The organism is Erythrobacter litoralis, from assembly GCF_029760855.1.
Classification (GTDB): domain Bacteria; phylum Pseudomonadota; class Alphaproteobacteria; order Sphingomonadales; family Sphingomonadaceae; genus Qipengyuania; species Qipengyuania litoralis_A.
Genome location: NZ_SOSI01000007.1, coordinates 94,082 through 118,242, shown reverse-complemented (window position 1 = coordinate 118,242; position 24,161 = coordinate 94,082). Strand labels below are relative to the sequence as shown.

Here is a 24,161-nt window from a genome sequence, read left to right as displayed (position 1 = left end):
GTACCTTCAAGGCGGACTACCAGGGGCACCGACAGGTTCACGTCCTTCGCCGCTTGGACGATGCCGTTGGCGATGACATCGCACTTCATGATGCCGCCGAAGATGTTGACGAGGATGCCCTCGACCGCCGGGTCCTTGAGGATGATCTTGAACGCCGCGGTCACCTTCTCGGTGGTGGCGCCGCCGCCGACGTCGAGGAAGTTCGCCGGGAAAGCGCCGTTCAGCTTGATGATGTCCATCGTCGCCATGGCGAGGCCTGCGCCATTGACCATGCAGCCGATATTGCCGTCGAGCTTGATATAGGCGAGATCGTATTCGCTCGCTTCGACTTCGGCCGGATCTTCCTCGGTCTCGTCGCGCATCTCTTCCACATCCTTGTGGCGATAGAGCGCATTGCCATCGAAGCTCATCTTGGTGTCGAGGACGGAGAGATTGCCGTCCTTGTCTTCCACCAGCGGATTGATCTCAAGCATTTCCATGTCGAGTTCCATGAACGCGGTATAGAGCTGCTTGGCGAGCTTTTGCGCCTGCTTGTTGCTTTCACCCTCAAGCTTCAGCGCAAAGGCCACAGCACGGCCGTGATGCGGCATGAAGCCCTGCGCAGGATCGATGGTGATGGTGGTGATCTTCTCGGGCGTCTCATGGGCGACGTCCTCGATATCCATGCCGCCTTCGGTCGATGCGATCATGGCGACTTGTCCGGTGGCGCGATCGACCAGCATCGAAAGGTAGTATTCCTTTTCGATGTCGACCCCGTCGGTGACATAGAGGCGGTTGACCTGCTTGCCTTCGTCGCCCGTCTGGATCGTCACCAGCGTGTTGCCGAGCATGTCCTTCGCGTTGGCTTCGACGTCCTCGATGCTTTTCGAAAGGCGCACGCCGCCCTTGGCATCGGGCCCGAGTTCCTTGAACGTGCCCTTGCCGCGACCGCCGGCATGGATCTGCGCCTTCACCACATAAAGCGGCCCGGGCAGCTTCTTCGCGCCTTCCACGGCTTCCTCAACCGTGGTCGCGGCACGGCCTGCGGGGATGGCGATGCCGTATTTCGCGAGCAATTCCTTGGCTTGATATTCGTGCACATTCATGTCGGGACTGTCCTTCGCGCGTCACGCGTCTGGTGATGGGAGTTCGCTTGCGGCCTAAGCATAGCTGGGCGCGCTTGAAAAGTCCGGCATTCGGGTGCAGGCGGCACGGCGTTCCCCATGATCGACCAGCATCGCCTCGAATCGATCGTCTCCGAAGCGGGACGGATCGCCCATAGCCTCTGGCCGGGAGCCGGCCACACCGTGAAAAGTTGGGACAAGACGCCCGGCAGCCCGGTCTGCGAAGCGGACCTCGCGGTCGATGTGTTCCTGAAGCGCGAACTGGCCGCCTTGTTGCCCGCGGCGGGCTGGCTGTCGGAAGAAACTGTCGACGATCCGCAGCGGCTGGCGAAGGACCTTATCTGGCTGGTCGATCCGATCGACGGCACGCGCGATTTCATTCGCGGGCGTACCGGCTGGGCAGTGTCGGTCGCACTGATTTCGGCGGGACGGCCGCTGTTCGGCATCCTCTGCGCTCCGGCGCGAAAAGAAATGTGGCTCGCCCGGGCAGGGGTCGGCGCGACCCGGAACGGCGAAACGCTGACCGCTTCGCAGCGAACAGTTCTCGAAGGTAGCCGTGTGCCGGCCGATTCGCTGCCCAAGGTCGATCGCGATCTCTCGATGGTCGACAAGCCCAATTCCATCGCGTTGCGTGTGGCGATGGTCGCCGCCGACGAAGCCGATTTGGTAGCAACCCTGCGCTGGGGTTTCGAGTGGGACATCGGCGCGGCCGCACTGATCGCGCGCGAAGCGGGTGCGGCGGTTACCGATGCGTTCGGCCACAAGCTGCAATACAACAAGCGCGACCCGCGCGCCTTCGGGTTGATTACCTGTGCACCCGGCATCCATGCCGCCTCGGTCGATAAGCTGGCAGAGCGAGCCGAGCGGTTGGCCGCGCCGGACCGGTAGGTCGTAAAAAAGGGGTCGGCGAACCGACCCCTCTTCATTTAGCTGATGCGGGCGGCTTAGTTGCCTTGCGCCTGCTGCGCCGCATTCACGTCGCTCTGGTCGAACGGAACGATCTTGATTTCCACGCGGCGGTTGAGCGCGCGGCCTTCCGCGGTATTGTTGTCGCCTACGGCATAGCGGGTATCTTCGCCGAAGCCCTGCCAGCGGATGCGCGACGTTGCGACGCCCCGGCTGGTGAGATAATCCGCCACCGCTTGCGCGCGCTGTTCCGATAGGCGCTGATTGAACGAGTCCGAACCCGTCGAATCGGTGTAGCCGTACACGTCGATAAGGCTGTTGGGATATTGCGTGAGGTTCTCGGCCACGCGGTCCAGCGTGTTCCGGAACGTCTGGTTGATGGTATAGCTTCCCGTGGCGAAGGTAACGCCGTCGGGCAGGTTGACCAGGATTGCTTCGCCGCCATCGACTTCGGTGACGTCGACGCCCGAACCGGCGGTCTGCTCGCGCAGTTCCTTGATCTGCTGGTCCATGCGGTAGCCGACATAACCGCCGCCTGCCGCGCCGGCAGCCGCACCGATTATGCGACCGGTCTTGCCGCCAATGACGCCGCCGAGCAGACCGCCCGCGATCGCGCCGCCGGCGCCGCCGAGCACGGTGCGCGAAACCTTGCGCTCGCCCGTATTGGGGTCGGTGACGCAGGCAGACGTGCCGAGCAGGGCCACGGCCGAGATGCCGGCGAGAAAGAAACGTGATGTCTTCATAAAAATTCCTCCGAAAGCGCGGATGCTCTTTCTGTCTTCGAACTGCACCCTTGCAGGGAAAGCGCCCACCTCGCGCTTCCTTCCCACAAACTGCCGGCGGCCCTGCGTGTTCCGTCTCTACGCTGGCACAGAGGCGCTTTTGTGCTAGCGGTTGGGGCGTGACACCCTTCCCCTGGACCGATCTGTTCGTCATCGCCGGCCTGATTCTGCTAAATGGCGTCTTCGCCATGAGCGAACTGGCCATCGTTTCCGCGCGCACGGCGCAACTGCAATCCGCCAAGCAGAAAGGCAGCTCGGGAGCGGAAGTGGCGATCGAGCTTGCGGCAAATCCGGGCAAGTTCCTCTCGACCGTGCAGATCGGCATCACACTGGTGGGCATCATCGCCGGTGCGTATTCCGGGGCAAGTCTCGGCGGGCCGGTGGGCGAGCGATTGGCCGCACTCGGAGTGCCGGCGGACTGGTCGGCGGAGTCCGGTTTCGCGGTTGTGATCGCGCTGACGACCTATTTCAGCCTCGTGGTGGGTGAGTTGGTACCCAAACAGGTCGCTCTTCGTGCGGCCGCGCCCATTGCGATCCTCATGGCACGGCCGATGGCCGTTCTCGCGAAGATTGCCGCGCCGGTCGTGTGGGTACTCGATACCTCGTCCGGGTTGTTGATCCGCCTGCTCGGCGTGCGGCCCGGTGGGCAAAGCTCCGTCAGCGCGGAGGAGTTGCACATGCTCTTCGCCGAAGCGACCCGGCATGGCGTGATCGAGCACGAGCAGCACCAGATGCTCGCGGGCGTCGTGCGATTGGCCCAGCGCCCTGTGCGCGAAGTGATGACACCGCGTACCGAAGTCGACTGGATCGACCTCAATTCCGACGAAGAGACGATCCGCACCGAGATCGAATCGTCTCCCCATTCCCTGCTGCCGGTCGCCGACGGCACGGCGGACAAGGTGCTAGGCATCGTGAAGGTGCGAGATATTCTTGCTGCGCAAGTTGCGGGCGAGCCGATCCGGCTGGAATCGATGATGAAGAAGGCGGAGGTGGTGCCCGACCAGCTCGACGCGGTAGACGCCTTGCGGGTGCTGCAACAGGCCGAAATCCCGATGGCGATGGTGCACGACGAATATGGCCATCTCGACGGGATCGTCACCCCGGTAGACTTGCTGACCGCGCTGGTCGGCGATTTCGCCAGCGATCAGGACCCTGACGATGCGCCCGGCATCGTCGAACGGGAGGACGGCTCGCTGCTTATTTCCGGATCGCTATCGGCCGATGCGCTCGGCGATCGGCTGGGTCTCGATTACGGAGAAGACCGCGAGTTCGCGACCGCGGCAGGCTATGCGCTGGCCGTGCTCAAGAAGCTGCCGCACGAGGGCGAGTATTTCGAGGAGCAGGGCTGGCGCTTCGAGGTCGTCGATATGGACGGCCGCCGGATCGACAAGCTGTTGATACAGGAGCTCGAACCCAAGGACAGCGAAAGCGACGACGCCTGAGCCGCCGCCCGCGCATCAGTTGTCGGGAATAACCGCCTGCGCGCTGGCACCGTCGCCCTGGGGCGCAGCCACGATATCGCGGGTCACGCCGCCTTTTGCGACCGTATTCGTATCCGCATCGCCGACCGAACTGCGGATGCCGGGATCGGCGGCGCCGGCCCGGTCGATCGCGCCGCTTTCCACGCCGCTGCGCTGCGCGGGCCCGCCGAACAGCACGTCGAGCGCCTGTTCGGACGCCGTGCCTTCCGCGGGGCGCGGGGCGCCGGGGGCGGGCGGCGTGAGGTTGAAGTCGGGCGGCACAACCAATGGGGCCTGACGCTGCACGGCGAACTCGTCGGGCCGGTCGCGGTTGAGGAAGCCGCCACTGCCGCATCCGGCAAGGAGGGCGGCGGAGCCGGCCAGAAGGGCGAGGCGGGTAAAGGTAATCATCAATTGCTCTCCGCGGCGTCGGCCGGTTGTTTGCCGTCCATCAAGTCGTCCACCTCGCTGTTGCGCATGAAGAACGCACGGGCAAGGATGATGACGACGCCGATGGTGATGGCGGCATCGGCGATGTTGAAGATGAGAAAGGGGCGAAAGTCCCCGAAATGCAAGTCGGCATAGTCAATGACATAGCCGAGTTCGTAGCGATCCTTGATGTTGCCGAGCGCGCCGCCGAGGATCAGGGCAAGACCCAGTATGTCGCCCAGCTTGGTTTCGCGCAGCATCCATATGGTGACGACCAGCGCGATTGCGGCGGTGACTAGGACGAGCAGCCAGCGTGTTTCCATGCTGGTCGCCTCGAACATGCCGAGCGAGACGCCGAAATTCTGCGTCCAGCGAAGGTCGAAGAAGGGCAGCAGATCGATGACGCCGCGATCACGCAGGCGCAGCGTCCACAGGATGTGCCACTTCACCCATTGGTCGATTCCGAAAATTCCGAAGGCGAGGGCGACGCCGATCAGGCGGTTGCGCAGGACCGGGCTCATGCCGCCGCATCCATGTCGGCGACCACGCTTTCGCACCGGTCGCACAGCGCGCCGTCCTCGGGCACGGACGGCAGCAGGCGCCAGCAGCGGCCGCATTTGGCCTCCGGAGAACGGGTGACGGTCACTTCGTCGCTATCGGAGCGGGTCACTGACGCGGTGATGAACAATTCGGCGAGGTCGGCGTCGCTGAAGCCTTCCGGCACGGCGGCGGCAGGCACGGTTACCGCGGCTTCGTTGCTGGAGCGGATCGTCTTGTCGCGTCGCAGCGGCTCGATCGCTTCGGTCACGCGCTCGCGCAAGTCGCGCAGCTTCGCCCAGCGCGCGCCATCGGCAGTAACGCCGGGAACCTGCGGCCATTCGAGCAGATGAACGCTGCCGCCGTCCGGATAGCGCGTCGTCCAAACCTCCTCCGCCGTGAATACAAGCACCGGGGCGGCATAGCGGACCAGCGCGTGGAACAGGATATCGAGCACGGTGCGATACGCGTTACGGCGGGTCGAGTCGGGCCCGTCGCAATAGAGCGCATCCTTGCGGATATCGAAGAAGAAGGCGGAAAGGTCTTCGTTACAGAAATCGACGAGGCTGCGGATATAGGCGTCGAAATCGTAGGTCTCGATCGCGGCCCGCAGCTTGCCGTCGAGTTCGGCGAGAAGCGCGAGGATGTAGACTTCCAGCTCCGGAATTTCCCCGGGATCGCCCATGTCGCCGACGAAACCGTCCAGCGCACCGAGGAGATAGCGGAAAGTGTTGCGCAGGCGCCGATACTGGTCGCCGACGCCCTTGAGGATCTCATCGCCGATGCGGTGATCCTCGGTGTAATCGACACTCAGCGCCCACAGGCGAATGATGTCGGCCCCGTACTGCTCCATGATCTTAAGCGGATCGATGGTGTTGCCGAGGCTCTTCGACATTTTCTTGCCGTCGCTCGCCATGGTGAAGCCGTGGGTGAGCACCGCATCGTAGGGCGCGCGGCCCCGCGTGGCAGAGCTTTCGAGCAGGGAGGACTGGAACCAGCCGCGATGCTGGTCGCTGCCTTCCAGATACAGGTCGGCGGGCCAGCGCTGATCGGGCCAGCGCCCGCTTTCCAGTGTGAAGGCATGGGTGCAGCCGCTATCGAACCAGACGTCGAGAATATCGGTGACCATCTCGAATTCGTTCGGATCATGGTCCGCGCCGAGGAACTCGGCCTTGCGGCCTTCGACCCAGGCATCGACGCCCTCCTGCCGGATCGCCTCGACGACGCGAGCGTTCACGGCGGGGTCCTGCAGGTAGCTGCCGTCCTTGCGCACGAACAAGGTGATCGGCACGCCCCATGCGCGCTGGCGGCTGAGCACCCAGTCGGGCCGACCCTCGACCATCGACCCGATGCGGCGGCGACCTTTTTCGGGATAGAACTTTACCCGCTCGATTTCGGACACCGCGGTTTCGCGCAGCGTCTTGCCATCGGGCGTGGTGCCGTCCTTGTCCATCGGCACGAACCATTGCGGCGTGCAGCGATAGATGATCTTGGCTTTCGAACGCCAGCTATGCGGATAGGAATGCTGGTAATCGTCGCTTGCCGACAGTAGCGCGCCCGCTTCTCGCAAGTCTGAACAGATCGGACCGTCGGGCGCGTTGAACTGCTTGTTGATCACCGCACGGCGGCGCTCGTCGTCGCCGCCCAGCCATGGCCAGTCGTCGCGATAGCGCCCGTCGCCCATGACGGCGAATTGCGGCTCGATGCCGTGCTCGCGGCAAAGCAGGAAGTCGTCCTCGCCATGGTCGGGCGACATGTGGACGAGACCCGTACCGCTGTCGGTGGTGACGAAATCACCCGCGAGCAGCGGACGCGGCTGGGCGTAGAACCCGCCGAGGTGATGCATCGGGTGGCGGGCGAGGGCTCCAGCGAGTGAAGCACCACCTTTAAAATAGGTTTGCACCGTATCACTGTTGTCGAATTCACAGCCGATACGCTTAAGAAAGGAGGGGACAAGCTCGGTCGCGACCAGCAATTGCCTCCCCCGCCACCGCTCTAGTTCTGGCTTGCCATCGATTTCACCGGTCTTGATTTCGAACAACGAGTAATCGACATCCGGCCCATAGGCCAAAGCCTGGTTCACCGGGATCGTCCACGGCGTCGTGGTCCAGATCACCGCATGCGCGCCGACCAGTTCCTCGATCGGCGATTCCACGATCTCGAAAGCCACGTCGATCTGGGTCGAGGTGATGTCCTCGTATTCGACCTCGGCTTCGGCCAGCGCGGTTTCTTCGACCGGCGACCACATCACCGGCTTCGATCCGCGATAGAGATTGCCGGCCTCGGCAAACTTCATCAGCTCGGCAACGATAGTCGCCTCGCTCTCGAACTGCATGGTGAGGTACGGATTGTCGAAATCCGCCATCAAGCCGAGGCGCTTCAACTGCTCGCGCTGCACATCGACCCATTTCGCAGCGTATTCGCGGCATTCGGCGCGGAATTCGGCCGGCGGCACCTCTTTCTTGTCGCGCTTCTTCTTGCGGTACTGTTCCTCGACCTTCCATTCGATCGGCAGGCCGTGGCAGTCCCAGCCGGGTACGAAGGGCGCATCCTTGCCCAACAGCGTCTGGCTGCGCACAACCATGTCCTTCAGGATACGGTTCAGCGCATGGCCGATATGCATGTCGCCATTGGCATAGGGCGGGCCGTCGTGAAGGATGAACTTCTCGCGGCCCTTCCGCTCGCGCCGCAGTTCTTCGTACAACCCCTGTTCCTGCCAGCGCGCAAGAATGCCCGGCTCCTTCTGCGGAAGGCCGGCTTTCATGGGGAAATCGGTCTTCGGCAGGAAGACCGTGTCTTTATAGTCGCGCTGTTCTGACATGTCGCCGCGCGCCTTAGCCGCTTGGCGACGCGCTGCAAATAGGCGTGCGCGGGTCATCATCCTCAGTCCGCCGATCCCGCTATGGGACATGCGTAGCCTAACTTATGTTGCAATGCGGAACGAACCCATATTCCGCTCGTAGACCAAGTTGATTTTCCGTTAACGAGGCGCCTTGTGATCAAACGCACATTCAAAAGCCCGGCACCCATCTCTTTGGTTGGTTCGAGCAACTCGACCAGTGCCGATAGCTCGGTAGCGCTGATCGGGAATTTCCCGCCGCTCAAATGCGGGATCGCCACATTTACCAATGACTTGGTCGAGCAACTCGCGATTCACCAGTCCGAAGTGAATACATTGGTCTATGCGTTGTGCGATGCCGAAACGCAGGCGCAATACGGTTCGGGCGTCCGCACCGTTTTACGCAGTTCGACCGAAGAATATCGCAGTGCAGCAAAATCGATCAATGCTTCGAAGGTCGACACCGTCTGGTTGCAGCACGAATACGGCATCTTCGGCGGCCCCGACGGTGAGATGGTATGCGATCTGGTGGATCGGATTGCCGCCCCGCTTGTCGTAACCCTCCACACCGTTCTGACCGATCCTTCGCCCAACCAACGACGCATTCTCGAGCACCTGGTCGCCCGTGCCTCGCGGATCATGGTGATGTCGGAGCATTCGCGGGAATTGCTGGCTACGCAATATGGTGCACCGAACGAGATCGTTCGGGTCATTCCGCATGGCGCACCGGATCGTCCGTTCGGACGGCAGAATGCGTTCAAGGAAATGCTCGGGCTTGAGCGCCGTGACGTTTTGACGACGTTCGGCTTGCTGGGACCTGGCAAAGGGCTTGAACGCGTGATTGAGGCCCTGCCGCGTATCGCGGAAAAGCATCCGCAGGTTCTGTACCGCATTGTCGGTGCGACGCATCCCAATCTTGTCGCGCAGGATGGCGAAGCATATCGCGAACGGTTGATAGCTTTGGCCGAGGATCTCGGTGTTTCGCGCCACGTCGATTGGGATGATCGCTTCCTCGATACCGATGAACTGCTCGATCAGTTGGAAGCGTGCGATATCTATCTCACGCCTTACCCCAACCTCCAGCAATCAACCTCCGGGACGCTGAGCTATGCCGTGGCGCTGGGCAAGGCCGTAGTATCATCGCCTTATGTCCATGCGCGCGAATTGCTGGCGGATGATGTGGGCTTGTTGATCGAGCCGGATGATTCCGATGCAATCGCCGATGCGGTCATCGACTTGCTCGACGATCGTGATCGCCTCTCCGAACTGCAGCGGCGGGCCTATGCCAAAGGGCGCGAGACGATCTGGCCTGAATTCGCGCGTCGCGCCGCCGATCTGGTGCGCGAGGCCGCCGCCGGTTCGCACGCGCGGGCGCCGGTTGCGAAAGCGCCGAACCCCGCAGGTTTTCTCGCCATGTGTGACGATACGGGGATGCTTCAACACGGTATCGGCATCGTACCCGATCGCAATCATGGCTACTGCCTCGACGACAATGCTAGAGCGCTCAGCCTTATAATCGCACTGGACGATATCTCGGACGAAGACCGCATGCTGCATGCTGGTCATTTCGCGTCGTTCATTCAGTCGGCATGGAACGACGATAAAAAGGCGTTCCGTAATTTCATGGCCTACGACCGGCAGTGGTGCGAAGATATCGGCTCGGAGGATTCCAACGGACGTGCCGTCTGGGCCCTCGGCAATTGCGCTGCGCACGCCCCCGATGCCGACCTTCGCGAATGGGCCGGTCGGTGGTTCGTCAAGGTCTTGCCGCACATGCTCGACATGGGTTCGCCCCGCGCAGTCGCCTTCACCATGCTGGGCGCGGCGTCCTACCTCGAAAGAGATCCGGAGCATGGAATATCGCTAGACTGTCTCCGCGATGGCGCCGACCTCCTCAAGCGCCTTTTTACTGCAGGCCGCAGACCCGATTGGGCGTGGTTCGAAGCGGTGCTTGGGTACGATAACCCCCGGCTCTGTCAGGCCTTGCTTGAAGCGGCACGTATCCTGGGCGACGAAGAGGCACGCGAGATCGGGTTGGACACCCTGAAATGGATTTCGGCGCAGCAGACTTCGGCGGAAGGGCATTTTCGTCCGATCGGTTCGGACAGCTTCGACACCGAATTTGAGCGCATGCCGTTCGATCAGCAACCGCTCGAAGCGCAAGCTGCCATCGAAGCGGCCTGCATTGCATACGATGCGACTGCCGATGTCGCCTGGCGCGATCACGCTACGCGAGCATGGCAATGGTTCTTCGGCGCGAACGATCGCGGTGCAGTACTCGCCGATCTCGACAGCGGGCGGTGTCGCGACGGGGTTACACCCCGCGGTACAAACGAAAACTGTGGAGCAGAATCCATTCTTGCTTTTCATCTCTCCCATTATTCGATGTTAAGAATAGTGGATTATGGCATTCATTCGGCAGGACCGCCGAGTGCCAAGACGGGAGAGCAAAATCGTGTTGACGTCTCAGGGCGCGTTTAGCTCCAGTCCGCTGACGATTTCTGAAGCGCGCCTGCATGCCGATCCGTCCCGGGTCGTGCTGCGGCCGTTTCACTTGGGATGGCAATCGCGAAAGGCTGAAGGCGGACGGGCGCAGCGGCTCATCCGTGACATCGCGGCATTGAACGAGGCAGAAGTCTCGCGCGAGTATCATGCTGTCCAAGCGGATTTCCAGGCCCGCCATTGGCAGACCGACACCATGTTCGCCGATCGGTTCGCCGAAGTCGAACATGCCATGGATTTGCACGACGAGGACTTCTCCGAGGAGCGGAAGCGCCTGATCGGGGCGTATTTCTGTCACGAATATACCTATTCCGCCGCCGCTTTGATGAACCCTTCGATCGTACCGCATCCCGATCAGTCGGGCATGGAAGGCGGCGCCTGCCGCTTCGTCATGTCTCTGCGGGCCGTGGGCGAGGGACACATCAGTTCGATCGCCTTCCGGGAAGGCATCATGCACCCCGGCGGCCAATTCGAGCTCTGGCCGCAAAGCGCGTTCGCCACTTCGGTCGAACTGGAGGATGAGACCCTTACGGATAGCGATGCCGGGGTCACCGTCCATCGCCATCGCGATTCTACCTTGTCGAACACGGTCATCTTTCCGATCACCGAACAACAGCGCAATGGTCTCGAGGACCTGCGTCTGGTCCGGTTCGATCATGGCGATGGCGATTACGAGTTCATCGGCACCTATACCGCCTATTCCGGATCGACGATCCGTTCGGAATTGCTGCGAACCCGTGATTTCAAGGAATTCTTACTCGAACCCATTGCCGGCGGGGCGGCGCGCAACAAGGGTATGGCCCTCTTTCCCGAGAAAATTGGCGGTGAGTTCGCGATGATCGGACGGCAGGACGGCAAGAACCTGTTCTTGCTCAAATCCGATGAATTGGAGCGCTGGGAAGGTGAGGGCACCTTGCTGATGGAACCTGAATATCCCTGGGAATTCATTCAGATCGGCAATTGCGGCAGCCCCGTGAAAACCGATGCCGGTTGGCTCCTGCTCACGCACGGCGTCGGCCCGATGCGCAAATATGCGCTCGGCTGTGCGCTGCTGGATCTCGAAGATCCGTCCAAGGTCATCGCCCGCTCGCCGAAACCGATCCTTACTGCAGTTGATGCGGACCGTGCGGGGTATGTTCCCAACGTCGTCTATACCTGCGGAATGCTGAAGGTCGGCGATGAGGACCTTCTCATTCCTTACGGCATTTCCGATAGCGCCGTAGGTTTTGCCACCACGACGGTAAACGAACTCATCGACTTCCTCGTGTAACGAGAACCGCCACCCTACCCGTGCGCGCCGAATATGTTGGCGACGGCGGTCGAGATGCGCAGGGTAAGATCGTAGGCTTCCTCTATCGGCTCGACATAGGTCTTGCGGATCGCTGCATAGCCCTCGCCTTCGCCAATCGGGTATTCGCCCTCCTCGTCCAGCGCGAAATCGCTCTTCCGCGCAAATTCCGTCGGATAGGCGCGGCGAAGCTGGGCGAGCGCGTCGTCGATCCGCAAAGTGAAGACCATTTCCAACACGTCGGTGCGGCTGATGTCGTTGGCGCGGCTGAAGGCAGGAACGGAGATGGCTTTCAGGAACATGTGCTGCAGCAGCGCGAGACGTAAGGCCTGCAACACCCCGATATTGCGGCGCACGCTCTCGCGTTCGGGATGCGGGGTCTCGTCCGCGATCTGGTCGAGCAGGCGGTGCAGCTTGAGCCCGTCGACGCGCAGGCGCGAGGCAAGGCGGCGGAACACGCCGTTGCGATCGTCCTTGATAAGATATTCGGCCAGCGCCTCGCATGGCCGTGCCAGCTGCGGTTCTGAACCGCGATAGGTCCGGCTGGCCCAATAGGCCGAATTGAACAATTCGCCATAGGCCGCCACCGTCTTGATACTTGCGAGCGCGTTGGAGGCGCGGACCAGTCGCACGATCTGCCGCCCGCGCGCGCTGTCGGAAAGGAGTGCCGCAATGTCCTCGTAATTGCCTTCCGCCGCGCTGCCGATGCCGGCGATGATGTTCACCGGATAGCCCAGCTGCTGGAGGATCGCATTGTGCGGGATCGCGCGGATCTGTCGCAGGTTCATGTCGCGATCGGCGCTCAAATCCGACTGGCGGCGCGATTTGCGGCTTCCGGTCGTGTTGAGAAGGCCGAGACCAAAGGCGGTGATAGCGCGGGAATAGGTGCGGCTTTCGAGGTGGTCCTGCTGATGATCCTTGATCGCACGATAGAAATCGAGACTGAGATCGGTCCGGCGGTAGAAGGGATCGGTCGGCGCATCGGGATCGGTCGCGGCGGGCGAGCTGTCGGCGATGGTAATTAGTGTCGCGAGCGCCAGTTCCGGCGTCGCGAAGAACAGGTAGCCGTCCCCGCCCTGAAAACTGGCCTCCGGTTCGAGGCGGATGCCGGCGCGTGCGAAGCGGCGGCGTGCCCAAGGGCTCAGCGGCCATTCCAGTCGATCGCCGAAACCCCCAGGATGGGCGCCGCGGCCCATGCCTTCGCCGTGGGTGTTGAAGATCAGCGCGGCGACATCGGTCAGGCCGTTGGCCGCCATCGCTTCGGCGAGGCGACCCTGAAGACGCTCGATGGCGAGGCTGGCGGGAATTTGCCCGACGAACCGGCCCGCGTCGGAAAAGCCGGTCTGGATCGCGATCCGGCCTCGTTTCTTCGCATAAATGCGGAACGCCTCTTCCGCGAGGAGTGCGTCTAGGAAGCGGCCCCCGTGTTCGAGAGCAGTCTCAGTTTCGAAGAGCGGCGAGACGTCGATCTTGTCCGAAATGCCGAACAATTCCCCAAAATACAGGGCGGCGAGGACGGTCGCAGGCTGTTCGCATTCGGCGATCAGCATCCGGATCGGCGTGTCGGCGTCGATGTGCTTGAGAATCTGCGCCATGGCGAGGAACTGGCGCGTCGCCGTGCTGCTCTCCACCGCAAGCGATCCGAAATTCGCGGTTAGCGGTTCGACATCGGCAAGCAGGCTGCGCAGTGCGGCGAGCGCACCGCGGCTTCCGAGATCTAGGTCGTCGCCGTTTTCCATGCGCGGGCGGATCGCGTTATGAAGTTGCTTGGCGTTCACCCGGAAATGCACCCAGCCCATGCCCAGCCCGTCTGCTCGCATCGCAGCGGCGAGCGTCTTCAAGCCGCGCGCCCTGTCCGGCTCGGCATCCGTCGCTTCGTTTTCGAGCCGTTCGATAAGCGGGGCAAGCGAGAGCAGTTTGTCTTCGCCCGGGTCGGTCAGGCGATTGGCTGCTTCGGACAGCTTCGCAGGATCCGATAGGTCGCCGGAGAAATCTTCGACATTGCGCTCGGTCCGCGCCTGCGCGGCGCGTAGCGTGTCGAGGAGGGGGTGGCCCTCGTCGATCGCTGCGAGGCTTTTGGCATAGCGGGCGAGCCGCTGCGCCTTTTCGGAAAGGCGGAAACGGATCGAGGTGTACCACGTAATGTCGGTCCGCCCGTCCATGTCGTAGCCCACCCAGCTGGCGAAGCGGAACGGTTCGGGCTGCATTTCGCGCCAGCGGTCGGGCCAGTCCTGCGACGCACAGGCCAGCGCGCGCTCCACGATCCGGTCGCGCGCATCCTGTGCATTGGCGAGCGCCGCCATCGCGTCGGCATGTTCGCTGTCGAGCGTGATGGCAGGCCGTTCGCCCTCTTCTATCCCAGCCACCTCGCCGCCATGGCTCGCCGCCTCGGCGACGGCATTCGTCTGCGCAGCCGTGAGCAGGAAGGTCGGGTGGGCGGTGAAGACCACATGCATATGCGGGTGCTCCCACCGCGCGCGCCAGCGTTCGAAATCGCCGTCAATGGGACACAGATCGTCCAAGCGCCGGCTCGCGCTCTCCGGGGAGACAAGGTATCGCAGCTTTTCCGCCCGCGCATCGAGCGACTGGCCTTCGAGTTCGCCGATCAGCCGCTCGAAATCCGCGAGCGCGATCTCGCCCGCTTCCAGCATGCCGGACAGTTCGTGCGCGAGCTGGAATACCGGATTGAACAGCGGGGTCGCCTTGGTGCGCTGGTGGAGTTTGCGCAATCTCTCTTCGAGGGCGGAAACGGTAATTAGGGCGGGGAGAGTGTCGGACATGGGATGGCGCTTTCCGTAACTGCGTTCGGCAGGGACAGACCGGAAACCGCGCCGCCCTGTCAACCCGCCATGCTGCAGCGCGGTACGAATAGGTTTGCGCGGACGATACTTTACACCGCTTCCAAAGCGCGCCACCCAATTAGACGTTGCGCAAAGAGGGGCACATAATGAGCGACTGGACCATCGGCATCATCGGCGGATCGGGCCTGTATGCGATCGACGCGCTGGAAGAAGCGCAATGGATCAAGGTCAATTCGCCATGGGGCGAACCTTCGGATGAAATCCTATGCGGCAAGATCGGCCATGTCCGCGTGCGCTTCCTGCCGCGACACGGGCGAGGCCATCCGCTAATTCCGTCCAAGGTGAACGCCCGTGCCAATATCGATGCGCTAAAACGCGCCGGCTGCACCGATGTCCTCGCCATCAGCGCGGTGGGATCGCTGGCCGAAGACCTGCCGCCGGGCCGCTTCGTCACGGTCGACCAATTCATCGACAACACCAAGGGACGCCCATCGAGCTTTTTCGACAGCGGCTTCGTCGCGCATGTCTCGATGGGCGATCCGGTCTGCGCCCGCCTGTCGAAATTCGCCGCCAACGCGGTCGAGACGGCGGGTGGTGATGTGACCGAAGGCGCGACCTATCTCGCGATGGAGGGGCCGCAGTTCTCAACCCGCGCAGAAAGTCGGCTCTATCGGCACTGGGGCGCGGAAGTCATCGGGATGACCGGCATGCCCGAAGCCAGGCTCGCCCGCGAAGCCGAGCTGCCCTACGCGCTCCTCGCCATGGTGACTGACTGGGACAGTTGGCGCGAGGGCGAGGCGGCGGTGGATGTCAGCGTCATCATCGAACAGATGCAGCGTAATTCCGAGCTGGCGAAGAAGGCGGTCGAAGCATTCTGCAAGGGCCTGCCCAAAAAGCGCAATCCCTCGCCGATCGACCGCGCGCTCGATGATGCGGTCATCACCGCGCCCGAACATCATGACAAGGAATTGATGACCAAGCTCGATGCGGTGGCGGGAAGGCTGTTCCGCTATCAATGAGCGAGAGCTACGATCTTTTGGTCGTCGGCGGCGGGATCAACGGGGCCGGGATCGCACGCGATGCGGCGGGCCGGGGCCTGTCGGTCCTGCTGGTCGAGAAGGACGATCTGGCCGCCCACACGTCCTCTGCCAGTACCAAGCTGGTGCATGGCGGGCTGCGCTATCTGGAACAATGGGAGTTCCGGCTGGTCGCCGAGGCGCTCCGCGAACGCGAGGTGTTGCTGAAGGCCGCGCCGCATATCATCTGGCCACTGCGCTTCGTGATGCCGCATATGGAAGGCATGCGCTCGCAATGGATGTTGCGGCTCGGCCTTGCGCTGTACGACCGGATCGGCGGCAAGGGCACGTTGCCGCGCTCGGGCCGGGTCGATCTGCGCGAACCGCCGCATAGGGGAACCTTGCAGGATGTGCTAGCGAAGGGGTTCGAGTATTCCGACTGCTGGGTCGAGGATTCCCGCCTCGTCGTGCTGAGCGCGATGGATGCCGAGGCGCGAGGCGCAGCCATCGCTACACGTACCGCCTGTGTCGGACTGAAGCGTGGTAAAGACCGCTGGACCGCCCGCCTCCGTTCCGGTCTTGTTGAGCGGACTGTGGAAGTGCGGGCAATCGTCAATGCGGCGGGGCCATGGGTCGACCGGGTGGCGAAGACCGCGCTCGGGCAGGGAACGCCGTCGCATCTGCGGCTGGTTAAGGGCAGTCACATCATCGTCACCCGCGCCTATCCTGGCGAACACGCCTATCTGTTCCAGCAGCCCGACAAACGCATCGTCTTCGCCATTCCCTACGAGCGGGATTTCACCCTGATCGGCACGACCGACCAGCTTTACGACGGCGATCTAGACATGGTCGCCATCAGTGAAGAAGAGCGGGTCTATCTTCGCGAATCCGCCTCGCGCTATTTCCGCAGCCCGATCGCCGACGACGAAATCGTACGGACCTATGCCGGCGTGCGCCCGCTTTACGAAGATAATGCGGCGAGCAATTCGACCGTCACGCGCGATTACGTCTTCGAGTTGGAACAGGAAGGCGGGGCGCCGATCCTGTCGATCTATGGCGGCAAGATCACCACCTATCGCAAGCTTGCGGAACATGCGCTGGCAAAGCTCGGCAAGGCGATGAAAGTACCGGGCGGCGAATGGACGAAGGGCGCGCCGCTGCCCGGCGGCGACATGCCGGAAGCCGACTTCGCGCAGTTCCTCTGGCGCGCGAGCGAGCGGTGGGATTGGTTGCCGCCCGAAACCCTCCTGCGTCTCGCCCGGGCCTATGGGACACTCATGGAGCCCCTCATAGGTCATGCCGCTTCGCTCAGCGATCTCGGCGAGCATCTGGGCGGCGATCTGTACGAGGCGGAATTGCGCTATCTCGTCGATCACGAATATGCCTGCACGGCGGAAGACGTGTTGTGGCGACGCAGCAAGCTCGGTCTTCATCTGCCGTTCGAGGAGCAGGCGAAAGTAGCCGACTGGTTCGAGCGGAAAAACTAGACGCTACAATGGTTGAAAGCGCACCGGTTGGGGGCCAAGTGGAACAATTGCCTTCCTCGAACCGACCGGAGTCGCATGGCCCTGCACGATCCAGCCCACCTCTCGCCCATTACCCGCAAAGACCTGCGCCAAGCCTATCGCGCGGAGGAAAATGCGTGTGTGGCCGAACGGCTCGAACAGGCCGGCATGGACGGCCCGACGCATGAGCATGCGTCCGATATCGCCGTCAGATTGATCGAGGGCGCCCGCAAGCAGAAGGCGAGCGGGATCGACGCATTCCTGCATCAATACGGCCTGGCGACGGACGAGGGTATTGCGCTGATGTGCCTTGCCGAAGCGTTGCTGCGCGTACCCGATGCACCGACCGCCGATGCGCTGATCCGCGACAAGATCGGCGACATCGACTGGTCCGAACACATGGGGAAAGGGTCCACCACCTTCGTCAACGCGGCGACGTTCTCGCTGATGCTGACCGGCGAAGTGCTGGAGCGTCCGGAAGAAGCCAGGCGCGGGCTCGGCACCTCGCTCAAGCGCGCGGTCAACCGGCTGGGCGAACCCGTCATCCGCAAGGCGACCCTGCAGGCGATGCGCATTCTCGGGGGGCAATTCGTCTATGGCCGGACGATCAACGAATCTCTGAAGCGCGCCGCGCCGGAACGCGCCAAGGGCCTAACTCACAGCTTCGACATGCTGGGCGAAGGCGCAATGACCTATGACGATGCCGAACGCTATCGCCAGAATTATGCCGATGCGATCGACCGGCTGGCGCGCGAAGCCAACGGCTCGCTGACGCAATCGCCCGGCATCTCGATCAAGCTGTCGGCGCTACATCCGAAATACACCTTCCTTCATGCCGATCTCGCAATCGGCGACCTGCTGCCGGCGGTCCGCGATCTGGCAATCCGGGCGCGCGATGCGAACATCCATTTCACCATCGATGCCGAAGAGGCCGAACGGCTCGAACTTTCGCTTGACCTGATCGAGGCGCTGGTGCGCGATTCCAGCCTGTTCGAACGGCCCGACGGCAGCCGCTGGGAAGGCTTCGGCCTTGCCATCCAGGCGTATCAGAAGCGTTCCGTCCCGCTATGCGACTGGGTGGTCCGGCTCGCCCGCAAGCACGATCGCAAGCTGTTCGTGCGACTGGTGAAGGGCGCGTACTGGGATACCGAGATCAAGCTGACGCAGGTCGGCGGATTGAAGGACTTCCCGGTCTTCACGCGCAAGGTGGCGACCGATGTGAGCTACCTTGCCAGCGCGCAACGCCTGCTCGATGCGCCCGAGGCGATCTATGCCGCCTTCGCCACACATAATGCCTATACGATCGGCGCGATCAAGGCGATGGCGGCGACGAAGCAGGGCGAACGGCGCGAGTTCGAATTTCAGCGCCTGCACGGCATGGGCGAGGACATTTACGGCGCGCTCGCCAAAATGGAGGGTAACGATCGCACCATGGTGCGCATCTATGCCCCCACCGGGACGCACAAGGACCTGCTCGCCTATCTGGTCCGCCGTCTGCTTGAAAACGGCGCGAACAGCTCGTTCGTCAATCGCATGGCAGATGCGGACGTGCCCGCCGAAGATCTGGCGACCGATCCGGTGGCCGAGATGAAGGCGCTGACGCCCTATCGCAATCCCGCCATTCCGCTGCCGAAAGACATCTTCCCCGGCCGCGTGAACAGCGCCGGGATCGATTTGTCCGATCCGCTCGTGCGCGAGCCGCTGATCGACCGATTGGAGGCGCTCGCCTTCAAGCACTGGCGGGCCGAGCCGACTTTCGTGTCCGACGAGGAAGGCGAAGTCGCGCCGATTACCAAGCCGCACGATCTTTCCTCCGAAGTTGGCACGCGTCGCGATGCGCTCGACTTCGAGGTCGAGGAAGCAATCACCCGCGCCGAAGCGATCCAGCCCGGCTGGAATGCGCTGGGCGGAGAGAAGCGCGCCGTGCTGCTCGAAGCGGCGGCCGATCTCTTCGAGGAGCACACCGAGGAGTTCCTTTCGCTCTGCCAGCGCGAGGCCGGCAAGACGCTGGTCGATGCCGTGCTCGAACTGCGCGAGGCAGTCGATTTCCTGCGTTATTACGCCGTCGAGGCGCGGCGCCAGTTCTCCGGCCCGATCCCGCTGCCCGGCCCGACCGGCGAGGAAAATCGCCTGACCCTGAACGGGCGCGGCGTCTTCGCCTGCATCAGCCCTTGGAACTTCCCGCTCGCGATCTTCATCGGCCCGCCGGCCGCGGCGCTTGCCGCCGGCAATACCGTGGTCGCCAAGCCTGCCGAACAGACGCCGCTTATCGCAGCGTTGGCGGTGAAGCTCTGTCACCAGGCGGGCATTCCCGAGGAGGCATTCCAGCTTCTGCCGGGTGCGGGCGAGGTGGGCGAATTGATCACCTCCGACACCCGCATCGCAGGCGTCGCTTTCACCGGTTCAACCCAGACGGCGCAGGCTATCAACCGCGGACTTGCCGCGCGGGACGGCCGCATTGCCACATTCATCGCCGAAACCGGTGGGCAGAACGCGATGATCGTCGATTCGACCGCCCTGCCCGAGCAGGTCACGCGCGATGTGGTCGGCAGCGCCTTCCAGAGCAGTGGCCAGCGCTGTTCGGCCCTGCGTGTCCTCTACATTCAGGACGACGTGTACGACGAGATGGTCAAGATGATCCGCGGTGCATTCGAAGCGCTGCAGATCGGCAATCCGGAAAACCTTTCGACCGATGTCGGCCCGGTAATCGATCCCGATGCGAAGTCCTCGCTCGAACGGCACGTCGCCCGCCGCAAGAAGGGCAGCGCGCAGGTCTGGCGCCGGCGCCTGCATCGTGGCGCCTCCGTCGGCTGCTACGTCGCGCCGACGATCATCGAAATCGAATCGATTTCGGACCTGAAGCGCGAGAACTTCGGCCCGATCCTGCATATCGCGCGCTTCAAGGGCCGCGATCTCGGCAAGGTGATGGATGAGATCAATGCGACCGGGTTCGGCCTGACGCTCGGTCTGCACAGCCGCAACGACGACACCCGCGCCTTCATCGAAGCGCGGGCGCGGGTCGGCAATTTCTATGTGAACCGCAACCAGATCGGTGCGGTGGTCGAAAGCCAGCCTTTCGGCGGCGAGGGTCTGTCCGGCACCGGTCCAAAGGCAGGCGGTCCGCACTACGTCGCCCGTTTCGCTACCGAACGGCTGGTGTGCATCGACACGACGGCAGCCGGAGGCAACGCGACCCTATTGGCGAGCTGACCTAGGCGTACTTTTAGCGCAGGTAAGGCAGGTCAGAGAGGCCGTGACCGCATCGTGAAACGCACGCGATAATAGTGGAGCCGCACTCCCGCTCGCAGTTAGGAGAAATTGCGGTCGGGGGCGCGTTGTTCGTCGAGGATGCTCCAGCCCGCGAGGAAGAGACCGGCGACGAGCGGGCCGACGATGATACCGGACAGGCCCATCAAGGCGATGCCGCCGAGCGTCGTCACGAGGATAAGCCAATCGGGAATGCCCGTATCCCGACCGACAAGGATAGGGCGCAGGACATTGTCGATCATGCCGATAAGCGCCACTCCGGAAACGATCACGACGATGCCCTGCCAGATCGCGCCGGTGGCGAGGAGGTAGATCGCGACGGGGATCCAGACGATCGCCGGGCCGAGCGCCGGGAGAAGCGATGCGATCGCCATGATGACGCCCAGCAGCAGGACTGACGGGATGCCGACGATCCAGAAGGTCAGCGCGCCGAGTGCCCCTTGTGCGAGGCCGACCACCACCGATCCCTTAATTGTCGCGCGCACGATATTGACGAAGCGTTCGCCCAGGTGGTCGGCGATGCCGCGCTCGAACGGCAGGCAGCGCAGGACCTGTTCGCCGATAGTCTTGCCGTCGCGAAGCAGGAAGAAGGTCACATAAAGCGCGATACCGAAACCGAGCACGAAGCCGAACACCGTGCCGCCGATGGACACGGCCTGCTGCGCGATCAGACCGAGACTGTCCTGCAGCAAAGCCTGCGCGCGCTGTTGCAGCAGGTCGAGATCGTTCCAGCCGGACGAGGTGATTGCCGAGCGTATGCGTACCGGCAGGGCGTTGATCACTTGCGTGAACCATTCCGCCACGTCGATCTGGCCGTCCCGGAACATCGCTACCAGCCGCGCGGCTTCCTCGACCACGGCGGTGCCGATGAACATGCCCGGCACGATGACCGCCCCGAAGATGACCAGTAGGGTCAGCAGCGCCGCCTGCCCTTCGTGCCCGGGGCGAAGCGCGAGAAACCTGGAGAACAGCGGCTTGAACATGATTGCAGCCAGCACCGCCCAGAGTACAGGCTGAAGAAACGGCAGGACGACGACGAGGAAGGCGAACGTCACCAAGGCGAGGAAAAGCAGGAATCCGCCCTGCTCCAATGGCTGTCCGCGCTTGTCCGCATCGATCCGCGGCGAGGTGTCAGACATCGAGGTTGGCGACGTTCAGCGCGTTCGACTGGATGAATTCGCGGCGCGGCTCGACCACATCCCCCATCAGGCGGGTGAAGATTTCGTCTGTCACGTCGGCATCCTCGACCTTGACCTGCAGAAGCGCGCGATTGTCCGGATCGAGGGTGGTTTCCCACAGCTGCTCGGCATTCATTTCACCAAGACCCTTGTAGCGTTGGATCTTCTGGCCCTTGCGCCCCGCACCCATGACGGCATCGAGCAGCTGCGTGGGCAGAGTGATGCCGGTATCGTCCGCCATGGCGGGTGCGTCGGCATCGGTCTCGTCGGCGGATTCGGGATCGACCTGTTCGACCTCGCCGCTTTCGCCCTTTACGAGACGGACCGGCGCGGCATAGACCTCGGCATGTTCGGCGGCGATGCGATGGAGTTTGCGCGCCTCGGCGCTGTCCATAAAGGCGGGATCGATCTCATGCACGTCGGTCACGCCGCGCCACAGGCGGTGGAAGCGAACTACGCCGTCCTCGCCGGTCTCTGCGGACCATTTTGCTTCCGGATCGCCCATCTGTAAATGCGCGGCGGCCCGGCTCAGCCCTTCCGCACGGTCACCTTCGGGATCGAGCGCACCGGCGACTGCCATCGCCTCGATAAGGTCGGTCATGTATTTGCGCGGCACAAAGCCGAGCAGGTTGCGCATCCTCAGGCCGTGCTCGACCAGCTGCTGCATCCCGGTGGCCGGAATGGTGCCTTCGCGGGTTTCGAGATGGTGGCCCGAGAGGCCCTGTTCGATCAGATAGCGATCGTAGGCCGGCTGGTCCTTCAGATAGACCTCGCTCTTGCCGCGCGTCACCTTGTATAGCGGTGGCTGCGCGATGAAGAGGTGCCCGGCCTTCACGATTTCCGGCATCTGGCGGTGGAAAAACGTCAAGAGCAGCGTGCGGATATGCGCACCGTCGACGTCGGCGTCGGTCATGATCACGATCTTGTGATAGCGCAGCTTTTCGAGATTGAATTCGTCTCGCAAGCCGGTGCCCATCGCCTGGATCAGCGTGCCGACTTCCTTCGAAGAGATGATCCGATCGAACCGCGCGCGCTCGACGTTGAGGATCTTGCCCTTCAGCGGAAGGATCGCTTGCGTCTTGCGGTCGCGGCCCTGCTTGGCGGAGCCGCCGGCGGAATCGCCCTCGACAAGGAAGAGTTCGCAGTTCTCGGGATTGCGATCCTGGCAGTCGGCGAGCTTGCCGGGGAGGGAAGCGACGCTCATTGCGCCCTTGCGGCTCATCTCGCGGGCACGGCGGGCGGCTTCGCGGGCGGCAGCGGCGTCGATCACCTTCTGGATGATCGCCTTCGCGTCGTTCGGGTTCTCCTCGAGCCACTCGCTCATCTTCTCGCCCATCAGGGATTCCAGCGGCTGGCGCACTTCGGAGGATACCAGCTTGTCCTTCGTCTGCGATCCGAACTTGGGATCGGGCAGCTTGACGCTGACGATGGCGGTCAGGCCTTCGCGCATGTCCTCGCCCGACAGACTAACCTTTTCCTTCTTCATCAAGCCGCTGGAGGTCGCGTAATTGTTCAGCGTGCGGGTCAACGCAGCGCGGAAGGCGGCAAGGTGGGTGCCGCCGTCGCGCTGCGGGATGTTGTTGGTGAAGGTGAGGACGTTCTCGTAATAGCTGTCGTTCCATTCGAGCGCGACATCGATCCCGATGCCCTCTTTCTCGGCGGAGACGGAAATCGGCTCGGCAACCAGGGGCTGCTTGTTGCGGTCGAGATACTTGACGAAGGCCGCGATCCCGCCTTCGTAGAACAGATCATGTTCCAGCGGTTCCTCGTGCCGCTTGTCGCGCAATTTGATGCGGACGCCCGAATTGAGGAAGGCGAGTTCACGGTAGCGGTGTTCGAGCTTTTCGAAGTCGAATTCGGTGACGTTCTTGAATGTCTCCTCGCTCGCCTTGAAGGTGACACGTGTGCCTTTTTTCAGGCCATCCTCGTCGCCGTTGAAATCGACGGGAGGCGCATCGCCGGTTACGCGCAGCGGCTCGACCGCATCGCCATGCTCGAAGCGCATCCAGTGCTCCTTGCCGTCGCGCCAGATGACCAGTTCGAGCCATTCCGAAAGCGCGTTGACCACCGATACGCCGACGCCGTGAAGGCCGCCCGAGACCTTGTAGGCATTGTCGTCGCTGGTGTTCTCGAACTTGCCGCCTGCATGGAGCTGGGTCATGATGACCTCGGCGGCGGAAACGCCCTCTTCCTTGTGCATATCGACCGGAATGCCGCGCCCGTTGTCCTCCACGGATACGCTGCCATCGGCGTTCAGTTCGATCAGGACGAGGTCGCAATGGCCCGCCAAGGCCTCGTCGATGGCATTGTCGCTGACTTCGAACACCATGTGGTGGAGGCCCGATCCATCGTCGGTATCACCGATATACATGCCGGGCCGCTTGCGCACCGCATCGAGGCCTTTCAGCACCTTGATGGAATCCGCGCCGTAACCGTTCTTTTTGGGGGCGTTTTCGCCCTCGTTTTTCATGTTCTCGTCCATGCCGAGTATATAGGCCGGAAGCGCGCAAAAGCCAAAGTTTGTAGGTTTGCATTACCCACAGGCAGA

At 62.8% G+C, this 24,161-nt stretch carries 15 protein-coding genes; 7 read left to right on the top strand and 8 right to left on the bottom strand.

Features of this window, described 5'->3' with window-relative positions; translation table 11 throughout:
- Positions 1-1,085 (bottom strand): ADP-forming succinate--CoA ligase subunit beta (gene sucC, locus E3U23_RS13140; protein ID WP_279351736.1); only part of this gene is annotated, 1,085 nt, incomplete at its 3' end.
- A 117-nt stretch (positions 1,086-1,202) separates the two neighbouring features.
- On the opposite strand from sucC, the gene E3U23_RS13135 reads away from it, so the two are divergent.
- On the top strand, positions 1,203-1,991 hold the full coding sequence (locus E3U23_RS13135) for a 3'(2'),5'-bisphosphate nucleotidase CysQ (protein WP_279351735.1): 789 nt from the start codon (positions 1,203-1,205) through the stop codon (positions 1,989-1,991).
- Between the two features lie 56 nt (positions 1,992-2,047).
- Here the strand turns inward: E3U23_RS13135 and E3U23_RS13130 are convergent, their stop codons facing one another.
- A complete protein-coding gene (locus tag E3U23_RS13130; RefSeq protein WP_279351734.1) occupies positions 2,048-2,752 on the bottom strand; it encodes an OmpA family protein in 705 nt (234 codons plus the stop codon).
- Positions 2,753-2,910: 158 nt separating this feature from the next.
- Between E3U23_RS13130 and E3U23_RS13125 the strand changes: the two genes are divergently transcribed.
- Positions 2,911-4,233: a hemolysin family protein gene (locus E3U23_RS13125; protein ID WP_279351733.1), complete on the top strand. Its 1,323-nt coding sequence runs from the start codon at positions 2,911-2,913 to the stop codon at positions 4,231-4,233.
- A gap of 15 nt (positions 4,234-4,248) precedes the next feature.
- On the opposite strand, the gene E3U23_RS13120 is transcribed toward E3U23_RS13125, so the two are convergent.
- From E3U23_RS13120 to ileS, 3 genes are read right to left on the bottom strand one after another with little or no spacing between them, the layout of a single operon-like run.
- Positions 4,249-4,662, bottom strand: a complete 414-nt coding sequence (locus E3U23_RS13120; RefSeq protein WP_279351732.1) for a DUF3035 domain-containing protein — start codon at positions 4,660-4,662, stop codon at positions 4,249-4,251.
- Positions 4,662-5,201 carry a signal peptidase II gene (lspA, locus tag E3U23_RS13115; protein ID WP_279351731.1) on the bottom strand — a complete coding sequence of 180 codons (540 nt, stop codon included), beginning with the start codon at positions 5,199-5,201 and terminating at the stop codon, positions 4,662-4,664. Before lspA ends, E3U23_RS13120 begins: the two co-directional genes overlap by 1 nt.
- The gene (gene ileS / locus E3U23_RS13110) at positions 5,198-8,038 is read right to left on the bottom strand and encodes an isoleucine--tRNA ligase (protein WP_279351730.1); all 2,841 of its coding nucleotides are present in this window, start codon (positions 8,036-8,038) and stop codon (positions 5,198-5,200) included. Before ileS ends, lspA begins: the two co-directional genes overlap by 4 nt.
- A 174-nt stretch (positions 8,039-8,212) precedes the next feature.
- Between ileS and E3U23_RS13105 the strand changes: the two genes are divergently transcribed.
- Positions 8,213-10,537, top strand: coding sequence for a glycosyltransferase family 4 protein (locus E3U23_RS13105; RefSeq protein ID WP_279351729.1), 2,325 nt, complete (start codon positions 8,213-8,215; stop codon positions 10,535-10,537).
- Positions 10,512-11,828: a glycoside hydrolase family 130 protein gene (locus E3U23_RS13100; RefSeq protein WP_279351728.1), complete on the top strand. Its 1,317-nt coding sequence runs from the start codon at positions 10,512-10,514 to the stop codon at positions 11,826-11,828. The genes E3U23_RS13105 and E3U23_RS13100 overlap by 26 nt, the downstream gene beginning before the upstream one ends.
- A gap of 14 nt (positions 11,829-11,842) precedes the next feature.
- On the opposite strand, the gene E3U23_RS13095 is transcribed toward E3U23_RS13100, so the two are convergent.
- A complete protein-coding gene (locus E3U23_RS13095; RefSeq protein WP_279351727.1) occupies positions 11,843-14,626 on the bottom strand; it encodes a phosphoenolpyruvate carboxylase in 2,784 nt (927 codons plus the stop codon).
- A gap of 167 nt (positions 14,627-14,793) precedes the next feature.
- Between E3U23_RS13095 and mtnP the strand changes: the two genes are divergently transcribed.
- The 3 genes from mtnP (at position 14,794) to putA (ending at position 20,378) form a co-directional block, all read left to right on the top strand.
- Complete coding sequence (mtnP, locus tag E3U23_RS13090) at positions 14,794-15,666, top strand: S-methyl-5'-thioadenosine phosphorylase (protein WP_279351726.1); 873 nt, start codon at positions 14,794-14,796, stop codon at positions 15,664-15,666.
- Complete coding sequence (gene glpD, locus E3U23_RS13085; RefSeq protein ID WP_279351725.1) at positions 15,663-17,150, top strand: glycerol-3-phosphate dehydrogenase; 1,488 nt, start codon at positions 15,663-15,665, stop codon at positions 17,148-17,150. The genes mtnP and glpD overlap by 4 nt, the downstream gene beginning before the upstream one ends.
- 75 nt (positions 17,151-17,225) lie before the next feature.
- Complete coding sequence (gene putA / locus E3U23_RS13080; protein WP_279351724.1) at positions 17,226-20,378, top strand: bifunctional proline dehydrogenase/L-glutamate gamma-semialdehyde dehydrogenase PutA; 3,153 nt, start codon at positions 17,226-17,228, stop codon at positions 20,376-20,378.
- Positions 20,379-20,476: 98 nt separating this feature from the next.
- Here putA and E3U23_RS13075 read toward each other — a convergent pair whose 3' ends face one another.
- Together E3U23_RS13075 and gyrB are read right to left on the bottom strand one after the other, a co-directional pair.
- The gene (locus E3U23_RS13075) at positions 20,477-21,574 is read right to left on the bottom strand and encodes an AI-2E family transporter (protein WP_279351723.1); all 1,098 of its coding nucleotides are present in this window, start codon (positions 21,572-21,574) and stop codon (positions 20,477-20,479) included.
- Positions 21,567-24,095 carry a DNA topoisomerase (ATP-hydrolyzing) subunit B gene (gene gyrB, locus E3U23_RS13070; RefSeq protein WP_279351722.1) on the bottom strand — a complete coding sequence of 843 codons (2,529 nt, stop codon included), beginning with the start codon at positions 24,093-24,095 and terminating at the stop codon, positions 21,567-21,569. The genes E3U23_RS13075 and gyrB overlap by 8 nt, the downstream gene beginning before the upstream one ends.
- Between the last annotated feature and the right edge of the window lie 66 nt (positions 24,096-24,161).